General features: G+C 67.0%; 18 protein-coding genes. 12 read left to right on the plus strand and 6 right to left on the minus strand.

The annotated features are described in order from the left end of the window. Positions 1-267 precede the first annotated feature (267 nt). Genes ACQP2D_RS03210 through ACQP2D_RS03220 form a run of 3 tightly spaced genes read right to left on the minus strand, consistent with a single transcriptional unit; the run spans position 268 to position 5,014 of the window. On the minus strand, positions 268-2,649 hold the full coding sequence (locus tag ACQP2D_RS03210) for a tetratricopeptide repeat protein (RefSeq protein WP_433682226.1): 2,382 nt from the start codon (positions 2,647-2,649) through the stop codon (positions 268-270). Between the two features lie 5 nt (positions 2,650-2,654). Further along, positions 2,655-3,635, minus strand: a complete 981-nt coding sequence (locus tag ACQP2D_RS03215) for a glutamate ABC transporter substrate-binding protein (RefSeq protein ID WP_433682227.1) — start codon at positions 3,633-3,635, stop codon at positions 2,655-2,657. After that, complete coding sequence (locus ACQP2D_RS03220) at positions 3,632-5,014, minus strand: hypothetical protein (protein WP_433682228.1); 1,383 nt, start codon at positions 5,012-5,014, stop codon at positions 3,632-3,634. The genes ACQP2D_RS03215 and ACQP2D_RS03220 overlap by 4 nt, the downstream gene beginning before the upstream one ends. A 114-nt stretch (positions 5,015-5,128) precedes the next feature. Here ACQP2D_RS03220 and ACQP2D_RS03225 point away from each other — a divergent pair, with 114 nt between their 5' ends. After that, a complete protein-coding gene (locus ACQP2D_RS03225; protein WP_433682229.1) occupies positions 5,129-5,836 on the plus strand; it encodes an NUDIX hydrolase in 708 nt (235 codons plus the stop codon). A gap of 560 nt (positions 5,837-6,396) precedes the next feature. Here the strand turns inward: ACQP2D_RS03225 and thiE are convergent. Further along, positions 6,397-7,104, minus strand: coding sequence for a thiamine phosphate synthase (gene thiE, locus ACQP2D_RS03230; protein WP_433682230.1), 708 nt, complete (start codon positions 7,102-7,104; stop codon positions 6,397-6,399). 57 nt (positions 7,105-7,161) lie between these two features. Between thiE and thiO the strand changes: the two genes are divergently transcribed. The 4 genes from thiO to ACQP2D_RS03250 all read left to right on the plus strand — a co-directional run bounded on the left by thiO (position 7,162) and on the right by ACQP2D_RS03250 (position 9,869). Next, positions 7,162-8,259: a glycine oxidase ThiO gene (gene thiO, locus ACQP2D_RS03235; RefSeq protein WP_433682231.1), complete on the plus strand. Its 1,098-nt coding sequence runs from the start codon at positions 7,162-7,164 to the stop codon at positions 8,257-8,259. Then, entirely contained in the window at positions 8,256-8,474 is a 219-nt protein-coding gene (gene thiS, locus ACQP2D_RS03240) for a sulfur carrier protein ThiS (protein WP_355189674.1), read from the plus strand. Before thiO ends, thiS begins: the two co-directional genes overlap by 4 nt. Positions 8,475-8,505: 31 nt before the next feature. Then, on the plus strand, positions 8,506-9,258 hold the full coding sequence (locus tag ACQP2D_RS03245) for a thiazole synthase (protein ID WP_433685513.1): 753 nt from the start codon (positions 8,506-8,508) through the stop codon (positions 9,256-9,258). 353 nt (positions 9,259-9,611) lie between these two features. After that, entirely contained in the window at positions 9,612-9,869 is a 258-nt protein-coding gene (locus tag ACQP2D_RS03250) for a helix-turn-helix domain-containing protein (protein WP_433682232.1), read from the plus strand. A gap of 189 nt (positions 9,870-10,058) precedes the next feature. Here ACQP2D_RS03250 and ACQP2D_RS03255 read toward each other — a convergent pair whose 3' ends face one another. Beyond that, positions 10,059-10,610, minus strand: a complete 552-nt coding sequence (locus ACQP2D_RS03255) for an XRE family transcriptional regulator (RefSeq protein ID WP_433682233.1) — start codon at positions 10,608-10,610, stop codon at positions 10,059-10,061. A 408-nt stretch (positions 10,611-11,018) separates the two neighbouring features. Between ACQP2D_RS03255 and ACQP2D_RS03260 the strand changes: the two genes are divergently transcribed. The 4 genes from ACQP2D_RS03260 (at position 11,019) to ACQP2D_RS03275 (ending at position 14,679) form a co-directional block, all read left to right on the plus strand. Continuing rightward, positions 11,019-11,336, plus strand: a complete 318-nt coding sequence (locus ACQP2D_RS03260; protein WP_433682234.1) for a hypothetical protein — start codon at positions 11,019-11,021, stop codon at positions 11,334-11,336. Between the two features lie 348 nt (positions 11,337-11,684). Beyond that, positions 11,685-12,629 (plus strand): ABC transporter ATP-binding protein, encoded by a 945-nt coding sequence (locus tag ACQP2D_RS03265; RefSeq protein ID WP_433682235.1) that lies wholly within the window; start codon positions 11,685-11,687, stop codon positions 12,627-12,629. Then, complete coding sequence (locus ACQP2D_RS03270; protein ID WP_433682236.1) at positions 12,629-13,387, plus strand: ABC transporter permease; 759 nt, start codon at positions 12,629-12,631, stop codon at positions 13,385-13,387. Before ACQP2D_RS03265 ends, ACQP2D_RS03270 begins: the two co-directional genes overlap by 1 nt. 527 nt (positions 13,388-13,914) lie before the next feature. Continuing rightward, entirely contained in the window at positions 13,915-14,679 is a 765-nt protein-coding gene (locus ACQP2D_RS03275) for an adenylate/guanylate cyclase domain-containing protein (protein ID WP_433685514.1), read from the plus strand. Positions 14,680-14,852: 173 nt separating this feature from the next. On the opposite strand, the gene ACQP2D_RS03280 is transcribed toward ACQP2D_RS03275, so the two are convergent. Then, complete coding sequence (locus tag ACQP2D_RS03280) at positions 14,853-14,996, minus strand: hypothetical protein (protein ID WP_433682237.1); 144 nt, start codon at positions 14,994-14,996, stop codon at positions 14,853-14,855. Between the two features lie 229 nt (positions 14,997-15,225). Here ACQP2D_RS03280 and ACQP2D_RS03285 point away from each other — a divergent pair, with 229 nt between their 5' ends. From ACQP2D_RS03285 to ACQP2D_RS03295, 3 genes are read left to right on the plus strand one after another with little or no spacing between them, the layout of a single operon-like run. Then, positions 15,226-16,941 carry an acyclic terpene utilization AtuA family protein gene (locus tag ACQP2D_RS03285; protein WP_433682238.1) on the plus strand — a complete coding sequence of 572 codons (1,716 nt, stop codon included), beginning with the start codon at positions 15,226-15,228 and terminating at the stop codon, positions 16,939-16,941. Next, entirely contained in the window at positions 16,938-18,086 is a 1,149-nt protein-coding gene (locus tag ACQP2D_RS03290) for an acyl-CoA dehydrogenase family protein (protein WP_433682239.1), read from the plus strand. Before ACQP2D_RS03285 ends, ACQP2D_RS03290 begins: the two co-directional genes overlap by 4 nt. Beyond that, on the plus strand, positions 18,083-19,681 hold the full coding sequence (locus ACQP2D_RS03295; RefSeq protein ID WP_433682240.1) for an acyl-CoA carboxylase subunit beta: 1,599 nt from the start codon (positions 18,083-18,085) through the stop codon (positions 19,679-19,681). Before ACQP2D_RS03290 ends, ACQP2D_RS03295 begins: the two co-directional genes overlap by 4 nt.

The raw sequence follows: 19,681 nt of genomic DNA on the forward strand, positions 1-19,681 counted from the left end.
GGAAAACCTCACGAAATCCTCACACTCGATCGGTCAGTATGGGTGTCGGATCAGGTTCGCGCCGGACACCGAAACCGGGGCGGACCATCCGCCGTCATCGGGACCGCGATGCCCTCGCCACTCTCGATGTGTCCGCTCCGGCTGCCCCCGGGGCGGGCGGGACGCACGCGGAACCCGGGGATCATCGGTATGCCGACTGCTCCGCGAACCTGGATCCGAGCCCGGCCGGCCTTCCCTCCCGGCCGGGTTTTATTTTGTTCGCGCTCTTCACATCCAGGTCTTGGCGCGAATCGAATTGGCCAGGTCGACCAGCGCGTAGCGGTGGTTGCGGCCCGGGGCGGTGCGGGCGAGGGCGCGCAGTCCGGCTTCGATGCCCGCACGCAGGTCGCGCTCGGTGAAGGGGGCGCCGAAGAGAGTCGCATCGTCGTTTCTCGGTGAGTTGCCGGCCTGGAGCCAGGCCAGGGCGGTGCCGAGGACGAGCACACGCATCTGGGTCGCGCGGCCTTCGCTGATCGGCAGGTCGAGAATGCGCAAGGCCGAAATGTGCAGGGTGGATTCGGGGAGTTCGGCGATCGGCGCCGCTGTGAGCAGCAGCAATACGGCGGTCATCCGGGCCGTGGTGTAGTGCCGCGAGGCGGCGGGTACCTCATCGAGTGCGCGCACCGCGTCGTCACACCGGCCTGCCACCGTGAGTTGTCTGGCCAGGCCGAAGGCGGCGCTCACCGCCGCGTTGTCGGTGCGCCAGACGGTGCTGTAGAACTTCTCCGCGCAGGCGTGCCAGTGCTGCGGATCCTCGGAATCCCAGTGCTGCAGTATGAGTTCCGCGGTGGCCGCGAGGGCGAGCTTGGGTGCGATCTCACCGGGCAGCACCCGAAGCACCGCATCGAAATTGGTGTAGGCCTGCTCGAAATCCAATTCCAGCAGCTGGGCCTGGCCCAGATACCAGTCGACGCGCCAGTCGTGATCGGCGGCCACCCGCAACAGCATCTGTCGAACCACGGCCGATTCGCCGAGTTCGAGTCGCAGCCGGGCCTCGGCCAGGGCCAGCTCCAGATCCAGTACGCCCGGGGCGATGTCGTGATCGGCTTCGGCGCGCGTTCTGGCCTCCTGCAAAGCGGCGAGCGCATCCCGTGGCTCCGCCTGTGCGGCGGCCGCGAGCACCGGGACCGTCGCGTCGACGGGGTCGATGAGCGGAACCGGAAGGGCCGTGGCCACTTCGCCCGCGCGCAGCAGTTTGCTCCTGGCGATGCCGTCGGCATAGGCGTCGGTCTGGCTGATCAACTCCTCGGTGCCGAAGCTGCCACGCTGTGGACTGAAAACTGTGGACAGCTGTGGATGTTCGGCGCCGGTCTCCATAGATATGATCTCGCGCAGCACGCCCGCCAATTGGGCGGACATGGCGCGGGCGGAGGGGAAGCGGCGCGCGGGATCCGGATCGGTCGCGCACAGCAGTGCGCGATAGAAGAACTCGTAGCGCTGCAGTACCGGCTGGTCGGCGGGGTCCGGAATGCCGTCGAGGTAGCGCCCCTGCTCCCTCGGCATGCGCAGCGTCAGCACGGCCAGCGTCCGCCCGACGGTGAAGGTGTCGGTGGCCACCGTCGGACCGGTCCTGGCGATCTCCGGTGCCTGGAATCCCCGGGTGCCGTACAGATTTCCGTACGCGCCGATGGTCGCGACGGCACCGAGATCGATGAGTTTGACCTGATCCTCGGTGATCATGATGTTGTCGGGTTTGAGGTCGTTGTAGGTCAACCCGATCGAATGCAGATAGTCCAGCGCGGGCAGGATCTCCAGCACATACGCGATGGCCTCGGTGACCGGCATCCGCTCCGGCCGCGGGTAGGCGTCGAGGATGTCGCACAGTGAGCGACCGCCGACGTACTCCATGACGATGTAGCCGACCGACTCGCCGTCCGGGCCGGTGTGCTCGACGAAGTTGTGGATCTTGACGATGCTGGGATGCGCCACCTCGGCGAGGAATTGCCGTTCGGCAACGGCCACCGCCTGCGCCTCGGTGTCACCCGCGTGCAGCAAACCCTTCAGGACCACCCAGCGATCGCTGACATTGCGGTCGATCGCGAGGTAGACCCAGCCGAGCCCGCCGTGCGCGATACAGCCCTGGATCTCGTACTGGCTCGATACGAGATCGCCCTTGTGCAGGGACGGACGGAAATCGTATGACGCGCCACAGGTTCGGCAGGTGCCCGCGGTCGTCGCCGGTCGGGTCGCGGTGGCGCGGCCGACCTGGCTGCCGCAGCGCCAACAGTAGCGCCTGCCCTCGGCGACAACGGGATCGACGAGTACCGCGGTCCGTGGATCGGCGGGCGGGACCGCTGGGATCTCGACGAGTCCGGCACCGAGTTTGCGTGTCGTCGGCCGGGAGCGCGCGGTGCGGACATTGCGACCGGAGGTGCGGATGGTCGCGGCGGAGGTCGGTTCCGCGGGTGGGTTCCAAGCGCCGACGGTGAATTCGGCGGCCACGTGATCGCGGCGAACGGTTTCGCCGGACTCGGGTTCGCGCCAGATCGGCTCGGCGGATGTGGGGTAGTGCGGAACCGATTCCGGGGTCTTCTGCGCGGCGGGTTCCTTTTGCTCGGTCTCGGTCGAATCGGGGAAATCCTCGGAAGGGGCATCGTGCGGGGGCGTCATCGCCGTCAGTCCTGATAGGTAGCCGCGGGCGGTGCTGGGACCGGGCCCAGGGCGATGAGGTATTGCTGGTAGAGCCGAACCCAGGTGCCATCGTTGCGAATGCGCTCCAGCGTGCCGTTGACGAAGCGGACCAGGTCGTCATTGCCCTTCGGTATTCCGATGCCGTAGGGCTCGGAACTGATGCTGGGGCCGACCAGTTCGGTGTAGGACGAGTCCTGTGTGGCCAGACCCGCGAGAACGGCGTCATCGGTGCTGACCGCGTCGACTTGGCGCTGCTGCAGGACAACCAAACAGTCGGCCCAGGTGGGCACGGTGAGGATGGTCGCGGCGGGCTGGCTGCGACGCATCTGGTCCAGCGAGGTGGTGCCCGAGACGATGCACACCCGCTTACCAGCCAGATCGGCCAGCGTGCGGATACCGGAGTTCTTCACCACCAGTACGCGCTGATTCGCTAGCAGATAGACGGTGGAGAAGGTGACCTTCTGGCGCCGTTCGCAATTGATCGTCATGGTCTTGGCGACCAGGTCGACGCTGTGATTCTGCAGCGCGGTCTCGCGCTCGGCCGAACCGAGACTGCGGTATTCGATTTGTTCCGGACTGCCGAGCAGATCGCGGGCGACCTCCCTGGCGATATCGGCGTCGAAGCCGACGATGCTGCCGCTCACGGGATCACGGAAGCTGAAAAGGTTACTGCCGGTGTCCAATCCGACCACCAGACGACCGCGGGCTCGGATCGCGTCGATGGTCGGGCCGTGGGCGTTCGCGCCAGCACCGGTGGGCCGCAGGCTGGCAGTCGGATCGCCGCATTGCGCATCGCGTTCCGGCGCGACCGGTGCATCCGTCGGTATCGTCACGGCCTGGGCGGGCAGCGGCGGCTCGGTGTACTTGACGGTCTTCGGGGTGATCGTCGCGTCCGAGCCGGTGGTACAACCCGCGAGCAGGGCCGTCGCGGCGAGCGCGGCGAGCAGTCCGCGCGCCCGGTTCACCGGTACTCCCGAAGTCGTGGCCAGATACCGAGGCCGACATAGGCCGCGGCGAGAATGCCGAGCACCATGGCACCCGGGGCCAGGAAGTCCAGCGCAAGTGCCGCGCCGGAGATGTTGTCGCGCAACGTGTCGCGGGTCTCGTCCAGGCCCTGGCCGAGCGCCCGGTCCAGTGCGTCCACCTGCGCTGCGGCATCGGCCGAACCGGGTCCGGTCGCCACCGTCGCCGCCCCGGTGAAATCGCCGTGCGCCAGTGCATCGGTCATCCGCTGATGAGCCGCCCGCCAACGCCCGAGTGCCGCACGGGCATTGGCGATCTCACCGGCCGCCGGTGCGTCATCGGGATAGCCGCCGAGCAGTTCGTTGAGCCGGGTGACGCTGGCCTCATAGGTCCGGTCGTAGTCGCCGCTGGCATCGCGACGCACCAACTTCAGCGTCTCCGCCGAACGGGCCTGCTGGGTCAGGATCCGGCTCTCGGTCAATCGGGAGGCGGGCACCGCCCCATTGTCACGCCCGCCGATCATGTCCGCCGCCGAGACCGATCCGGCGGTCAGTGTCCACGCCAACAGGATCAGCATCGCGGCGGAGGCGAGCAGCAGTCCCGGATTGAGCACGCGGTGCCAGCGTTTCGACAGATCGAACTGCGCCCAGACCAGCGTGCCGAGCGCCAGGATCAGCACGGCGATCGCGGGCCATGGCGGCTGAACGTGACGGCGCTGGGCCGTGCTGACCGCATCGGAGCGATGGCTCTGCAACTGGGCGGCCATCGGCAGCAGGACGGTCTGCATCTGATTCGACGCTTCGCTCAGATACGCCGCGCCGACCGGGTAGCCATTGCGATTGTTCGCACGGGCGGTCTCGATCAGGCCCGAATAGACCGGCAGGCCGGTGGCTATGCCCGCGCGCAGCCGGGTATCCGGATCGTCGGTGCCGGTGGCCTGTCCGGCCGCGTGGCCTGTTTGCGTCACCAGCTCCGCGGACGCTTCACCGAGCGCCTGGCTGTAGCGCTCGCGCACGGCTTGCGGTTCCAGGCCGCCGGAGATGAACGCGGTACTCGCGGCGGCGTCCGCGATGGACAGCGAGGTGTAGAGGTGATGGGAGGAGTTCGCGTCCGGCTCGGTTTGGTCGAGCAGGGTGTCCAATGCCTGCTGACGATCGCTGACCGTCGCGGCGGTCATCATGCCCGCGCCCAGACATAGGCCGATCAGCAGCAAGCCGATGGCGATGAGCCGACCGGGCGTCGATAGCGCGAAGGACCGTAGATTGGCCGGGTCCAGATGGGCGCGCAGCCCAGCCTCTCGCGGCACGTCGAGCCGCTCCGACGCGGTATCCGCGGTGACCGACGTCGGCTGCGGGGCCGTCGTCGATTCGAGCGCTGCCATCTCCACCTCCCCGGTTGGTGCGCACGTGTGCTCCTGCTGCGAGCTTATTGTGGTCTTACCGGCGCCGTGGCGTGTGAAATACCCGCGCCCCGGCTGGATGAGGATGGTAACCAGATGCGTGGTGACGGTGACGGGTGGTCCCGCGGTCCGGACGGACAGCGGCATTGGGGCCGCTTCGGGGCTGCCGGACTGCTGTTGCGCGCGCCGCTCGCTGGCGGCGGTTCGGTGGTGTTGTTGCAGCACCGTGCGCCGTGGAGTCATCAGGGCGGCACCTGGGCGCTGCCCGGCGGCGCCCGTGACAGCCACGAGACCCCGGTGCACGCGGCGGTCCGCGAGGCATGGGAGGAGGCGGGTATCGATCCCGCCGATGTGCGCGTGCGCGGCGAGCGGGTCACTGCGACCGCATTGAGCGGCTGGACCTATGTCACGGTGGTGGCCGATGCCGTGATGGCGCTGCCGACCAGCCGCAACCGGGAGAGCAGTGCGTTGGCCTGGGTTCCCGAGGACGAGGTCGACAGCCATCCGCTGCACCCCGGATTCGCCGCTTCCTGGCCGGCGCTGCGTGCGGCTCCGGCGCGCGTCTGCCTCGACGATGTGCATGTCGATGACGCCAATGCGGTCGCGGCCGTACTGCCGCGCACCGTTGACCTGGCCGACCAGGGATTCGTCTGGCTGCACGCCGAACCAAACGGGCCGGGCACGTTCGCCCGAATTGTCGACCCGGAGCTGGATTCGGCGGCTGTCGGGATGCCGGGCGCGTATCCCGAGACCGTCCCGGCCGATCCGATCCTGTCGCTCACCCGAATTCAAGTTCTGTCCTGAGGGATCGGCCGAAGCGTTCCGTGTACACGCCGTGGAAATCGCCAAAAGTGCAGTCTCGGACCCGTGTGCATCGCAGAGCGGCCCTGCGGTCGAGCCCGGAGCGATGCCGCGATGAGAGCGTGCTCGGCGGGTCTCGGTCGAGTCGAGTGTTCGTGCGCGGTGTCGGCTCGGGACCGCTGTCCGTGAGTCGGTCGTGTCGGGCGATGAGCTGCGCCGGGCTGGGAGATCGCGCTGTGGGCGGCTGGCCGAGTTGAGCGTTTGTGCGCGGTGTCGGCTCGAGGTCGCGGTCTGCGAGTTGGTCGTGTCGGGCGATGAGCCGTGCCGGGTTTCGCGCTTTCGGGGGGCGTCGGTCGCGTTGAGTGTTCGTGAGCGGTGTCGGCTCGGGACCGCTGTCCGTGAGTCGGTCGTGTCGGGCGATGAGCCGTGCCGGGCTGCGAGGTCGCGCTTTCGGCGGGTCTCGGCCGCGTTGAGTGTTCGCGAGCAGTGTCTGCTCGAGATCATCCTCCGTAGGTTGGCCGAATCGAACATCATCGCCGCACTTGGATCGGGTTGAGTGCGTCTCAGCCGAGGTGAGCGTTCTGCAGCAGGGCGGACTTCAGCTGACGCGCCGCGGCCTCCGGGTCGCGGGCCTCGGTGATCGCTCGCACCACCACAACGCGCTCGGCTCCCGCCGCGAGCACCTCGGGTAGCCGCTCGGCGTCGATGCCGCCGATCGCGAACCACGGCCGGGTCGGATGGGCGTCGGCGGTGGAACGCACCAGGTCCAGGCCAGCGGCCTGACGTCCGGGCTTGGTCGGCGTAGCCCACACCGGGCCGGTGCAGAAGTAGTCGATGTGCTCGTCGACCGCGGCGAGTCCGGCTTGTGCCCGGCTGGTCGTCGAGCGCCCGATCACCACGTCGGGTCCGAGGATGCGCCGCGCGTACCAGGGCGGCAGATCGTTCTGGCCGAGGTGCAGCACATCCGCACCGGCGGCGAACGCGATATCGGCGCGGTCGTTCACCGCGACCAGCGCACCGTGTCGGCGGGCCGCGGCCTTCAGTTCGGCCAGCGCGCCGATTTCGGCCTTGGCCTCGAGCGGGCCGAACTTCGCCTCACCGGGTGATCCCTTGTCCCTGAGCTGAATGATGTCGACACCACCCGCGAGCGCCGCCTCGGCGAACCTGGCCAGGTCGCCCTTCTCTCTGCGGGCGTCGGTGCAGAGATACAGCCGGGCAGTAGCCAAACGCTCCCTGGGCGGTAGGGGCCGGTACTGGTGGGAGGGTTGCACGTGCTCGACCGTAGTCGCGCTACCGTGGGGATGAAAATAGTAAGGCAGGTGGAATCAATGCGGACTCTGGCCGTCGTCGGTGGCGGCGCCATCGGACTCGCCGCCGCCTGGCGGGCGGCCGAGGCGGGATGGTCGGTCACCGTATTCGATCCCGCCGTCGGATCCGGAGCGTCCTGGGTTGCCGGGGGAATGCTCGCACCGCTGTCCGAGGGGTGGCCGGGGGAGGAACTGGTCCTCGAATTCGGCGCCGCCTCGCTGGCCCGCTGGCCCGAATTCGCCGCCCGGCTCGAATCCGTGACCGGGGTGTCGGTGTTCGTGGCCGATGAAACCCTGACCGTCGCGCTGGACGGCGCCGACGCCGCGGATCTGCGCACGGTGGCCGAATGGGTCGGTGGCCACGGCCACGAACTCGAGGTACTCGACCGGGCCGGTGTCCGCGCGCTGGAGCCCGCGCTCGCGCGCACCGTGCGCGCCGGTCTGCGCGCCGCCGCCGAACCGGCCATCGATAATCGGCAATTGCTCACCGGGCTGCAAAAGGCTTGTGGGACAGCCGGAGTCGATATGCGTGCGGAAACGGTCGAGTCACTGGACGCGCTGGCGCACGATCAGATCCTGCTCGCCGCCGGCGCGGCCTCGGCGCGGCTGTGGCCGCAGCTGCAGGTCCGTCCGGTCAAGGGCGAGATTCTGCGCCTGCGTCATCGGCCCGGCGCGACACCGCCGCCGCGGCGGGTGATCCGCGCGCGGGTACACGGCAGGCAGGTCTACCTGGTGCCGCGCGCCGACGGAATCGTCGTGGGCGCAACACAATACGAGGCGGGCTTCGATACGACGGTGACCGTCGCCGGGGTCCGCGATCTGATCGCCGACGCCGAGGCGGTACTGCCGGGCATCGGCGAATACGAATTGGCCGAGGCCAGCGCCGGATCCCGGCCGGGCACCCCCGACAATCTGCCGTTGATCGGGCGGCTCACCGACCGGATCGTGACCGCCACCGGTCACGGCCGCAATGGCATGCTCGCGGTCCCGCTCACCGTCGACGCGGTGCTGAACCTGCTCGACGGCGCACTCCTCGATGACGCGAAAGCCGCCGACCCCCATCGTTTTTCGACGGCGCACCCGCCGTCGCTCGCCACATCTGCAGGAGGAGTTCGATGACCTCGATCTCGGTCCCCATCGGTGTCACCGTGAACGGGCAGGACCACGAATTCGACCGATCGCTCACGGTGCGTGAACTTCTCGATCGTCTCGGGCTGCCGTCCAAGGGCGTCGCGCTCGCGGTGGACGGTGCGGTGTTCCCGAAGTCCCGCTGGGACGAGCCGGTCGGGCGCGGCTGGCAGATCGAAGTGCTGACGGCGGTTCAGGGTGGCTGACGCACCGGAAAACGCCAGCGCCCCGGCGCAAATCGGCGCACTGGAGATCGCGGGCAAGAAGTTCGGCTCCCGCCTCATCATGGGCACCGGCGGCGCGGAAAACCTCGCCGTCCTGGAGGAGGCGCTGCTCGCCTCGGGCACCGAACTGACCACGGTCGCCATGCGCCGGGTCGACGCGGTCGGCGGCACCGGCGTCCTCGACCTGCTCAAACGCCTCGAGATCATGCCGCTGCCCAATACCGCCGGCTGTCGCACCGCCGCCGAGGCCGTGCTCACCGCACAGTTGGCCGCCGAGGCGCTCGACACCAACTGGGTCAAGCTGGAGGTGATCGCCGACGAGCGCACCCTGCTCCCGGATCCGATCGAATTGCTCACCGCCGCCGAACAATTGGTCGACGCGGGATTCGTCGTACTGCCCTACACCACCGACGATCCGATCCTCGCCCGCCGACTGGAGGACGCGGGCTGCGCCGCCGTCATGCCGCTGGGCGCCCCGATCGGCACCGGCCTCGGCATCGGCAACCCGCACAATATCGAGATGATCGTCGCCGCCGCAGGCGTGCCGGTCATCCTCGACGCGGGTATCGGCACCGCCAGCGACGCCACCCTGGCCATGGAACTCGGCTGCTCGGCTGTCCTGCTCGCCACCGCCGTCACCCGCGCCAAGCAACCCGCCCTCATGGCGGCGGCCATGAAGGATGCGGTCAACGCAGGCCACCTCGCCCGCCGCGCGGGTCGCATCCCCAAACGCTTTTGGGCCCAAGCCTCCTCACCGGCCCGCTGAGTCGCGGGAACCCCACCGCCGCGGGCTTGGCGCTCGCCGCACAACTCGGCGTTATCCGCAGGTAGGTGCCCTCGAGCGCTTGTGACGCCTGAGCCGACGAGGAATCCACTCTGCCGCAAAGGATCGAGCACTTCGCATAGCGGGTCACTACCTCGCACACGCTGGACGTTGTGCGTGGTAGTCACTGGATATGCGTGCACTGGGATCTCGCATACCAAGACTCCTGAGCGGAGGGAATCCCACTCTGTCGCAAAGGATTGAGCCCTTCGCACAGCGGGTGACTATGCGCCGAGCGAGCGGCGGAAGCCGCGCGTACCTGTGCGGCCGCATCGACATGTCCGTAGTCTCGGGTCATGGCGGATCTCGGCGAACGCCTGCAGTCGGTCCGGAAGCGGCGCGGACTGACGCAGCGGGAGCTCGCGCAGGCTTCGAACGTCTCGGTGTCGCTGGTCCGCAAGATCGAGCAGGGTGAGCGCGATGACACCCGGATCGAGACCCTGCGCCGGATGGCCGCCGCCATGCGCGACGCCGTGCACGCCGGTCACCTGGCCCGCCAAGCCGATCGCATCCCCAAGCGCTTCTGGGCCCAAGCCTCCTCACCGGCCCGCTGAGCCGGAGATAACCCATCGCATCAGGTCCGGCACTCGCAGGGGTTTATAGCGCGAGGTACTCGAACCTGAATAGCCCGCCGAACGCAGAGAGACCTTGCCCCATGCTGGGGAAGGTCTCTTAGGCTGGCCCGAGGGTGCTCACTATTGCGCTCCCTTGGGGTCCGAGATAGTGCGGGACCCCGCAAGATCTCATGCCTCAGGCGGCCGGGAGAATGCCTCGATCGTCGCCTTGGATGTCGAACGGTCCTGCAAGATCAGCTCCCACGGGCCGGAGTTGATGTCGAAGGACTTGCCGAATCCGATCCACTTCCCTGCCATCCGGGTGCCGGTCAGCTCGATCAGCAGTTGGATGGCGCCGTGGTACTTGGCACCCCGGTAGTAGCCATCAGGGGCGGTGCGCTCGGTCCAGGTGCCCGTTGCGACGTTCCCCTCGATGGTCAGATCCATTTCCATGGACGAGATTGCCGACTCGGGCAGGCTGCGCACGGTCAACGCGTCATCGTGTTGCAACACCACGACGTGGTGAACCGCAGTGAAGGTGGCGTCACGCCCGGACGAGTAGTACTCGTACCTCGACAGCCAGATCCCGTTGTAGTTCCCGTTCGCCGGTCGTGGTGTCGCAGTAGCGGATTCGTGGGGTACCTGGCCGATCGGGGAGTCGACCACGTGCCCGTTCTCGTCGTCGCTGGATAGGGACCGGCCCGGCTCGACCGAACCGAATCCCAATGACTCGATTGGCATTTTCATCACTCTCTCGAGGGCGCGCGCGTGTGACGGCCGTGGGTTGAGGGTGGTCCCGGCTTCCCATCTTTGTACGAGTCGCTTGGTCGCGCTCGCGCAACCGACTTCCCGCAGGGCGCGCGCCAAATCGTCTTGGCTCATCCGCCGCGCGTTGCGGGCCGCGCGGAGTGCGAGGTTCGGTGCAGTCCCCATGACGACACGCTAGAGCAATGACGCCGGAATGTCGCCCTAAATAGGCGTGGTTTGACGTCTTTTGCGTCGTCGCTTCGCCATGCCGGTTCGACGGACGCTGAGGATGGCCTCGCCGTCGAGTCGACGCTTCGAATCCCGAACGTCCGGCCCTAGTTCGAGCCGCGCCTGGACGGACGTCCTCGACGGCGGGTGCCCACCAATAGGAACAGGGGGTACATGATGCGGGAAGAGCCGACCGCGTTGGGATGGGTCGACTTCGGTGTCAGTTCGGCGGCGGACTGGGATGTGGCGCAGGTACGGCGGTTGGCGCAGCGGCTCGGGTATGCGCTGACCTGGCCGTCGGAGTTGTCGTTGCTTCCGCTGGTCGACCAGGTGCGCTGCGCTGATGTCGATGCGGTCATCGCGCCGTCGCTCGAACATCTGAATGTGCTTGCGGTGAATGCGATTATGAGTGTGGCCGATGTGGAGATCGTGCTGCCACGGCTGTCGTTCCATCGTTGGGCGGCGGTCGCGCCTGCCGGGCGGCTGCCGTGAGCGCGACGGTGGTGTTCGAGTTGGCCGTGGCGGCCGGGGTGCCGCTGGTGGTGCTTGTCTGCGCGGTGTGCTGGCCGACCCATGGCCGCGATGACGAGGACGACGAGTAGTTGACGAGTAGTTAAGGCCCCGGTCGATTACGGCATGGTGTTGGCTCCGGACATGCCCGGAGTCGCCGGTCACGTCCAGCGGCTGTGGCGGGCCGCTCGGGGATCCGCCGCGTTAACAGGGGCATCGGTCAGGGGGATTCCCTGATGCGGCTCGGGGCCGGTCGTCATCCTCGAGGATGATTGAACTGGGCACCATTTAATGACGCGCGTGGCCGCGCGATGAGGAAAGCTGGTCACCATGATCGAGCTGAGAGGCCTGACCAAGCATTACGGGCAGACCGTCGCGGTTCAAGATCTCTCCTTCACCGTTCGACCCGGACAGGTGACGGGGTTTCTTGGGCCGAACGGCGCCGGTAAATCCACCACCATGCGGATGATCCTCGGCCTGGACAAGCCCACCGCGGGCACCGCATTGATCAACGGCAAGCCCTACCACGAGCTCGACCATCCGCTGCGCGCGGTTGGCGCGCTGCTGGATGCCAAATGGGTGCATCCGAACCGTTCGGCGCGCGCGCATCTGCAGTGGATGGCCGCCTCCAATGGCATCGCGATGTCCCGCGTGGACGAGGTGCTGCGGCTGGTCGGCCTGTCCGAGGTGGCGGGCAAGAACGCGGGCGGCTTCTCCCTCGGTATGTCGCAGCGGCTCGGCTTGGCCGGTGCGCTGCTCGGCGATCCGCCGGTGCTGCTGTTCGATGAGCCGGTGAACGGCTTGGACCCGGAGGGCATTCTCTGGATCCGCCGTTTCATGCAGCGGCTGGCGGCCGAGGGCAGGACGGTGCTGGTCTCCAGCCATCTGCTCTCCGAAATGGCCCAGACCGCCGAGCATTTGGTCGTCATCGGCCGCGGTCAGCTGATCTCCGATTCGACCACACAGGAATTCATCGACCGCGCCTCGGAACAGTCGGTGCGCGTGCGCAGTCCGCAGCTCGAGCAGCTGCGCAGCCTGCTCACCTCCAACGGTCTGACCGTCCGCGAAGACGGCGCGGGCCAGGACGGCGCCGCACTGGTGGTCGCCGGGGTGACCAGCGACGCGGTCGGCAAACTCGCGGGCGCCAATGACATCACCCTGTTCGAGCTGGCGCCGCAGCGGGCCTCGCTGGAGGAGGCCTTCATGCGGATGACCGGTGGCGCGGTGCAGTACCACGGTGAAGGTTTCGATCAGGTGATGGGAGGTGCGCTCTGATGGGCGTGCTGGCAGCGGAACGAATCAAGCTCACCTCGACCAGGTCGCCCTGGTGGTGCTCGGCCATTGTGGTGGTGCTCGCCCTCGGCTTGGCCGCGCTGTTCGCGGCGGTGGCCCGCTCGTCATCGGGCAAGGAGAACGCACTGGATCTGACCGTCGCCACGGCGGTCGGCGGGATCAGCGGATTCGGCGTAATGGTCCTGATGATCATGGCCACCCTGACGGTGACCAGCGAATACCGCTTCGGCATCATCCGGACGACCTTCCAGGCGACGCCGCACCGCGCGAAGGTGATCGTGACCAAGGCCGGTCTGGTCGGGGTGTACGGCGCGGTGCTCACCATCGTGCTGGCCTTCGCCGCCTTCGCGATCGCCAAGGCAGTCGGCGGCGATGCGAGCAGCAATTTGACGCTCTCCGGCGGCGACGCCTGGCGCGAGATCTACGGCATCCCGATCTACGCGCTGCTCAGTGTGCTCCTCGCGGTCGGCATCGGTGTGCTGGTGCGGCAGTCGGCCGCGGCGATTTCGCTGATTGTCTTGTGGCCCTTGCTGATCGAGCCGCTGCTCGGCGCCTTCGGCAGCTTCGGGCGCAATGTGCAGCCGTTCCTGCCCTTCGCGAACGCGAGCCACTTCTACAGCGCCACCGAATCGACGGCGAACTGGCACTGGGGACCGTGGGGCAGCCTGCTCTACTTCGCCGCCTTCGTCGCGATCGTCTTCGGCGCCGCGCTTTTCGTGGTCAACCAGCGCGACGCTTGATATCGGCTACCCGAGTTGCCCTCCCTCGCCACTCGGGTGATGGGCGCCGACCTTGTCGGGAGGTCCGTGCGCCCCGTGCACCGTTCGCCACTGCCCGGCGGACGGTGCCATCGACCCGGTGTGTGAATCCTCTTCCACACCGGGTCGATGGGTATTTCGGGACAATCCGGGCGACATTGTGAATATCCAGAAAACTGTGATTCGCGTCGCTTCCATCCGGAAGCTGGGCTCGTTACGCTCGGGAACAGCAACCAGTGAGTTATCTATCGGTGGACCCGCTGAAGTGCCCGCTGAGTCTGATCTAGGGGTGGCAGATGGCGGTAATAAGTAACCCGCCGACGGTTGGTCGGCTGAGATACGCTCGGGGCGTGACCGAAACACCTTCCGGCGGTACAGAGCCCGCGTCGGAGCCGGAGGACGAGGACGGCGTTGCGCCCGAGGTGTCCATACCCTTGGTGCCCGCCGACGAGGACGACACACCGCGGCGTTCCGGTTCGGTATTTCGTCGTGGGCAGCTCTCCGCGCTGATGAATGCCGCGAACCAGCGGCCGGACCTCATCGGTGCCCTGCGCAAGGCGCGCGAACAGCTGCCCGGTGACCCGTCTTTCGGTGACCCACTGTCGGTTTCGGGTCCGGGTGGTGCACGTGCAGTTGCGCGTGCGGCGGACAAGTTGGTCGGGGATACCCCGAGTGCGGCCAGAGAGATCGGCTTCGGCGCATTGCAGGTCTGGCAGGCCATGTTGGAGCGTGTCGGCCGCGGACACGGTAGCGAAGAAATAACTGTGATGTTCACCGATCTGGTGGCGTTCTCGAGTTGGTCGCTCTCAGCGGGCGATGAGGCAACCCTCGAGCTGTTGCGGGTGGTAGCCAAGGCCATCGAACCGCCGATCGCCGATCGCGGCGGTCATGTGGTCAAGCGCATGGGCGACGGTGTGATGGCCGTATTCACCTCGGCCGATCGCGCATTGCGCGCCGCCGTGCAGGCCAAGCGCAATCTGGCCGAGGTCGATGTGCACGGCTATCGGCCGCAGATGCGCATCGGCCTGCACACCGGCACGCCGCGCGAGATCGGCGGCGACTGGCTCGGGGTCGATGTCACGATCGCCGCGCGGGTGATGGAGGCCGGAGGCAATGGCAACACCATGCTGTCGGAGGCCACATTGCAGTCGCTGGCACCGGAGACGTTGGGGGAACTCGGTTTCGCGGTCAAGCCGTACCGCCGCAGCTTCTTCGCGGCGCCACTGAGCGGCGTACCCGAGGACCTGCGGATCTTCCGCCTGTCGAAAGGCTGAGTTGAATTGCAGCGCCTCCGGCGCCGCGTGTTCGCGGCCCCCTGGTGTCTCGCGTCCGAGCAGTCGAGACTCGCGCCTGCGGGCGCATGCGCTTCGACTGCTCGGACGCGAGACGGGCCGCGAACGGTCGCTCGTAGGACTCGTTCCGTGGGGGTGGCGTCGGGTGTGATCGTCTATACCAACCAGAGCGCCGCACCGGCGGCCGCGAGTACGCCGAGTACCGCGAGGACGATGGCGAGCGGCCGGGTGGTCTTCCAGGTGGTGTAGGCCCCGCCGAGGAGGAATCCGGCCAGGGCGAACAGGATGACGGAGGGCATTCGCCCATTCTGTATCTTCGGCCGCGCCTTCGGCGCGGCGGGTTCGCGGCCCTTTTGTCCCGCGTATCACTGCTTCCTCTAGCTCGGTGTCCGGCCTAGTTCAATTAACAAGCACGCATGCTTGCTTTTTTCTGGATCGGGTGTGATGCTGGATCGGGAACGCGGACTCCACCGGCGGCGCAACGCGGCGCGCCGGGACGGTTCGCCGCACAGGAGGGCCTTCCAGCTGATGAGTATGCTGGCCGCCGATCCGGAGTTGATCCGAATCGGCAACTGTTCCGGGTTCTACGGTGATCGGCTCAGTGCCATGCGGGAGATGCTCGATGGCGGGCAGCTCGATGTGCTCACCGGGGACTATCTCGCCGAGCTGACCATGCTGATCCTCGGCCGCGACCGGATGAAGGATCCGAGCCTCGGTTACGCCAAGACCTTCGTCCGGCAGATCGAGGACTGCCTCGGGCTGGCGCTGGAACGCAATGTGCAGATCGTCACCAATGCGGGCGGGCTCAATCCGGCCGGGTTGGCGGAGAAGCTGCGCAAGGTCGCCGCGGATCTCGGCCTGGACGCCAAGATCGCCCATGTCGAGGGGGACGACTTGCTCGGCCGGGCGGGCGAACTCGGCCTCGGTGCGCCGCTGACCGCCAATGCCTACCTCGGTGCCTGGGGCATTGTCGAATGTCTGAACGCGGGCGCGGATATCGTGGTCACCGGACGGGTCACCGACGCCTCGGTGATCGTCGGCCCCGCTGCCGCCCATTTCGGTTGGGGGCGAACCGATTACGACCAATTGGCCGGTGCGGTGGTGGCCGGACATGTCATCGAATGCGGTACCCAGGCCACCGGCGGCAATTTCGCGTTCTTCACCGAACTGGCCGATCTGGGCCGCCCCGGCTTCCCGATCGCCGAGGTGCGCAGGGACGGCAGCAGTGTCATCACCAAACATCAGGGCACCGGCGGTGCGGTCACCGTGGATACCGTTGCGGCGCAGCTGATGTACGAGATCCAGGGCGCGCGTTACGCGGGGCCCGATGTCACCGCGCGGCTGGACAGTATCGAGCTGAGTCCGGAAGGCCCCGATCGGGTGCTGATCAGCGGTGTGGCCGGCGAAGCCCCGCCGCCGCAGCTGAAGGTCTCCCTCAATACGCTCGGCGGCTTCCGCAATGAAATGGAATTCGTCCTCACCGGACTCGATATCGAGGCGAAAGCCGCACTCGCACAACGACAACTGGAGTCCTGGCTGCCGGTGCGGCCCGCGGAGCTGACCTGGACGCTGGCGCGCTTGGACCGGCCGGATGCCGAAACCGAGGAGCAGGCCAGTGCCCTGCTGCGCTGTGTGGTTCGCGATCCGGATCCGAACAAGGTCGGTCGTGGCTTCTCCAATGTCGCGGTAGAGCTGGCATTGGCCAGCTATCCGGGGACCAGCTTCACCAGCCTGCCCGGCAATGGATCGCCGTACGGTGTGTACACGCCGGGATTCGTCGACGCCGCCGAGGTGCCGCATGCGGCGGTGCTGCCGCAGGGCACCCGCGTCGATATCGAACCAGCATCGGATACCAGGGAATTGGCCGAGGTCGCCGAACCCGAGTTGCCAGAACCGTTGCCTGCCAGCGAAACTCGCCTCGCACCGCTCGGCACGATCGCACTGGCCCGCAGTGGCGATAAGGGCGGCAATGCCAATATCGGGGTGTGGGTGCGCACCGATGAACAGTGGCGCTGGTTGGTGCACGCGCTCACGGTCGAGCGGGTCAAGGAATTGCTGCCCGAAGCCGCGCCGCTGACCGTCACCCGGCATGTGCTGCCGAATCTGCGTGCCGTGAACTTCATTATCGAAGGTCTGCTCGGACAGGGGGTGGCCTATCAGGCCCGATTCGATCCGCAGGCCAAGGGGCTCGGCGAATGGCTGCGCTCGCGTCATGTCGATGTACCGTTGGAGTTGTTGCCATGAATCCGTGGAATACGCCGGAGCGGCGTGAATTGCGTTCCTCTATAAGAGGTTTCGCTGAGCGGGAGGTCCTCCCGTATCTCGACGACTGGGAGCGCGATGGCGAGATCCCGCGCGAACTGCACAAGAAGGCCGGAGCGCTGGGACTGCTCGGCATCCAATTCCCGGAATCCGCGGGCGGTTCCGGCGGTGACGGCATCGACGCCATGATCGTCTGCGAGGAGATCCACCAGGCCGGATGTTCCGGTGGTCTGTTCGCCTCCCTGTTCACCTGCGGTATCGCGGTGCCGCACATTATCGCCTCGGGCAATGCGGATCTGATCGAACGCTTCGCCCGCCCGACCCTGGCCGGGGAGAAGATCGGTTCTCTCGCCATTACCGAACCGGGTGGCGGCTCCGATGTCGGCCATCTCACCACCACCGCCCGCCGCGATGGCGACCATTACATCGTCAATGGCGCCAAGACTTACATCACCTCGGGCGTGCGCGCCGATTTCGTGGTGACCGCGGTGCGCACGGGCGGCCCCGGCTCCGGCGGGATTTCGCTGCTGGTGGTGGAGAAGGGGACGCCGGGATTCACCGTCAGCCGCAAGCTCGACAAGATGGGCTGGCGGGCCTCCGATACCGCGGAACTGTCCTATGTGGATGTCCGGGTGCCGGTGGAGAATCTGGTCGGCCCGGAGAATTCCGGCTTCTATCAGATCGCGGGCGCCTTCGTCAGCGAGCGCGTCGGCCTCGCGGTGCAGGCGTATTCGCAAGCGCAGCGCTGCCTGGAGCTGACCCTGGAATGGGTGCGCAATCGAGAGACGTTCGGCCGACCACTGATCAGCCGGCAGGCCGTGCAGAATACGGTGACCGAAATGGCGCGCCGCATCGATGTGGCCCGGGTCTACACCCGAGATGTGGTGCGGCGCAGCGCGGATGGGGAAACCGATCTGATCGCCGAGGTGTGCTTCGCCAAGAACACCGCCGTCGAGGCGGCCGAATGGGTGGTCAACCAGGCCGTACAGCTCTTCGGTGGTCTCGGCTATATGCGCGAATCCGAGGTCGAGCGGCAGTACCGCGATATCCGCATTCTCGGTATCGGGGGCGGTACGACGGAAATCCTCACCGGCCTGGCCGCGAAACGATTGGGGTACCAGTCTTGACGACATTACGAACCAGCCTCGATACCGCGTCGCCGGAATACGCCGCCGCGGCCGAGGCCATGACCGCCAAACTCGGCGAGGTCGAGGCGGAATTCGCCAAGGCCATCGCGGGTGGCGGTCCGGATAAGCTGGCCCGGCATCGCAAGCGCGGCAAGCTGACCGCGCGCGAACGCATCGAATTGCTCATCGATGAGGATTCGCCGTTCCTGGAGCTGTGCCCACTTGCCGCATGGGGCAGCGACTTTCATGTCGGTGCCAGCGTGGTGTGCGGAATCGGCATTGTCGAGGGCGTCGAATGCATGATCGTCGCACCGGATCCGACCGTGCGCGGCGGTACCTCGAATCCGTGGACACTGCGCAAGAACCTGCGCATGAACGATATCGTCATGCAGAACCGACTACCGGTGATCGGCCTGGTCGAATCCGGTGGCGCGGATCTGCCGACGCAGAAGGAAGTCTTCGTTCCCGGCGGGCAGATGTTCCGGGATCTCACTCGGGCGTCCGCGGCCGGAATCCCCACCATCGCTTTGGTTTTCGGCAATTCTACGGCCGGTGGTGCGTACATCCCCGGCATGTCCGATTACACGGTGATGATCAAGGAGCGGTCCAAGGTGTTCCTCGGCGGACCGCCGCTGGTCAAGATGGCCACCGGTGAGGAGTCCGATGACGAATCGCTCGGCGGTGCGGATATGCACGCGCGCATCTCGGGTCTGGCCGATTACCTGGCGGTCGACGAACAGGACGCGATCCGCATCGGTCGCTCCATCATCAAGCGGCTGAACTGGAAGAAGCAGGGGCCAGCACCGCGTGCCGAGGTGATCGAGCCGCTCTATGACCACGAAGAGCTGTTGGGCATCGTCCCGTCCGATCTGAAGATTCCGTTCGACCCGCGCGAGGTGATCGCCCGCGTTGTCGACGGTTCGGATTTCGACGAGTTCAAACCGCTCTACGGGGGCAGTCTGGTCACCGGATGGGCCGAGCTGCACGGCTATCCGGTCGGCATTCTCGCCAATGCGCGCGGTGTGCTGTTCTCAGAGGAGTCGCAGAAGGCGACCCAGTTCATCCAGCTTGCCAACCAGTCGAATACGCCACTGCTGTTCCTGCACAACACCACCGGTTACATGGTCGGTAAGGAATTCGAGCAGAAGGGCATCATCAAGCACGGCGCGATGATGATCAATGCGGTCTCGAATTCGAAGGTGCCGCATATTTCGCTGCTGATGGGTGCGTCCTACGGTGCGGGGCACTACGGCATGTGCGGTCGCGCCTACGACCCGCGATTCGTCTTCGCCTGGCCCAGTGCGAAATCCGCCGTGATGGGCGGTGCACAGCTGGCCGGTGTGATCTCGATCGTGGGCCGGGCGGCCGCGGAGGCCAAGGGCATTCCGTTCAACGAGGAGGCCGATGCCGGGATGCGCGCGATGGTCGAGGCGCAGATCGAAGCCGAATCGCTGCCGATGTTCATGTCCGGGCGGCTCTACGACGACGGCGTGATCGATCCCCGCGATACCCGCACGGTATTGGGAATGGCCTTGTCCGCCATCCACAATGCCCCAGTCAAGGGCGCCGATGGCTTCGGCGTCTTCCGGATGTGA

Source organism: Nocardia sp. CA-119907, assembly GCF_050955995.1.
Classification (GTDB): Bacteria; Actinomycetota; Actinomycetes; order Mycobacteriales; family Mycobacteriaceae; genus Nocardia.

What these genes read in the sequence shown, in the direction of transcription:
- ACQP2D_RS03210 (WP_433682226.1), bottom strand. Translation starts at nt 2,649, where the DNA reads ATGACGCCCCCGCACGATGCCCCTTCCGAGGATTTCCCCGATTCGACC.
- ACQP2D_RS03220 (WP_433682228.1), bottom strand. Translation starts at nt 5,014, where the DNA reads ATGGCAGCGCTCGAATCGACGACGGCCCCGCAGCCGACGTCGGTCACC.
- ACQP2D_RS03225 (WP_433682229.1), top strand. Translation starts at nt 5,129, where the DNA reads ATGCGTGGTGACGGTGACGGGTGGTCCCGCGGTCCGGACGGACAGCGG.
- thiO (WP_433682231.1), top strand. Translation starts at nt 7,162, where the DNA reads ATGCGGACTCTGGCCGTCGTCGGTGGCGGCGCCATCGGACTCGCCGCC.
- thiS (WP_355189674.1), top strand. Translation starts at nt 8,256, where the DNA reads ATGACCTCGATCTCGGTCCCCATCGGTGTCACCGTGAACGGGCAGGAC.
- ACQP2D_RS03250 (WP_433682232.1), top strand. Translation starts at nt 9,612, where the DNA reads ATGGCGGATCTCGGCGAACGCCTGCAGTCGGTCCGGAAGCGGCGCGGA.
- ACQP2D_RS03255 (WP_433682233.1), bottom strand. Translation starts at nt 10,610, where the DNA reads ATGCCAATCGAGTCATTGGGATTCGGTTCGGTCGAGCCGGGCCGGTCC.
- ACQP2D_RS03260 (WP_433682234.1), top strand. Translation starts at nt 11,019, where the DNA reads ATGATGCGGGAAGAGCCGACCGCGTTGGGATGGGTCGACTTCGGTGTC.
- ACQP2D_RS03265 (WP_433682235.1), top strand. Translation starts at nt 11,685, where the DNA reads ATGATCGAGCTGAGAGGCCTGACCAAGCATTACGGGCAGACCGTCGCG.
- ACQP2D_RS03270 (WP_433682236.1), top strand. Translation starts at nt 12,629, where the DNA reads ATGGGCGTGCTGGCAGCGGAACGAATCAAGCTCACCTCGACCAGGTCG.
- ACQP2D_RS03275 (WP_433685514.1), top strand. Translation starts at nt 13,915, where the DNA reads ATGAATGCCGCGAACCAGCGGCCGGACCTCATCGGTGCCCTGCGCAAG.
- ACQP2D_RS03280 (WP_433682237.1), bottom strand. Translation starts at nt 14,996, where the DNA reads ATGCCCTCCGTCATCCTGTTCGCCCTGGCCGGATTCCTCCTCGGCGGG.
- ACQP2D_RS03285 (WP_433682238.1), top strand. Translation starts at nt 15,226, where the DNA reads ATGAGTATGCTGGCCGCCGATCCGGAGTTGATCCGAATCGGCAACTGT.
- ACQP2D_RS03290 (WP_433682239.1), top strand. Translation starts at nt 16,938, where the DNA reads ATGAATCCGTGGAATACGCCGGAGCGGCGTGAATTGCGTTCCTCTATA.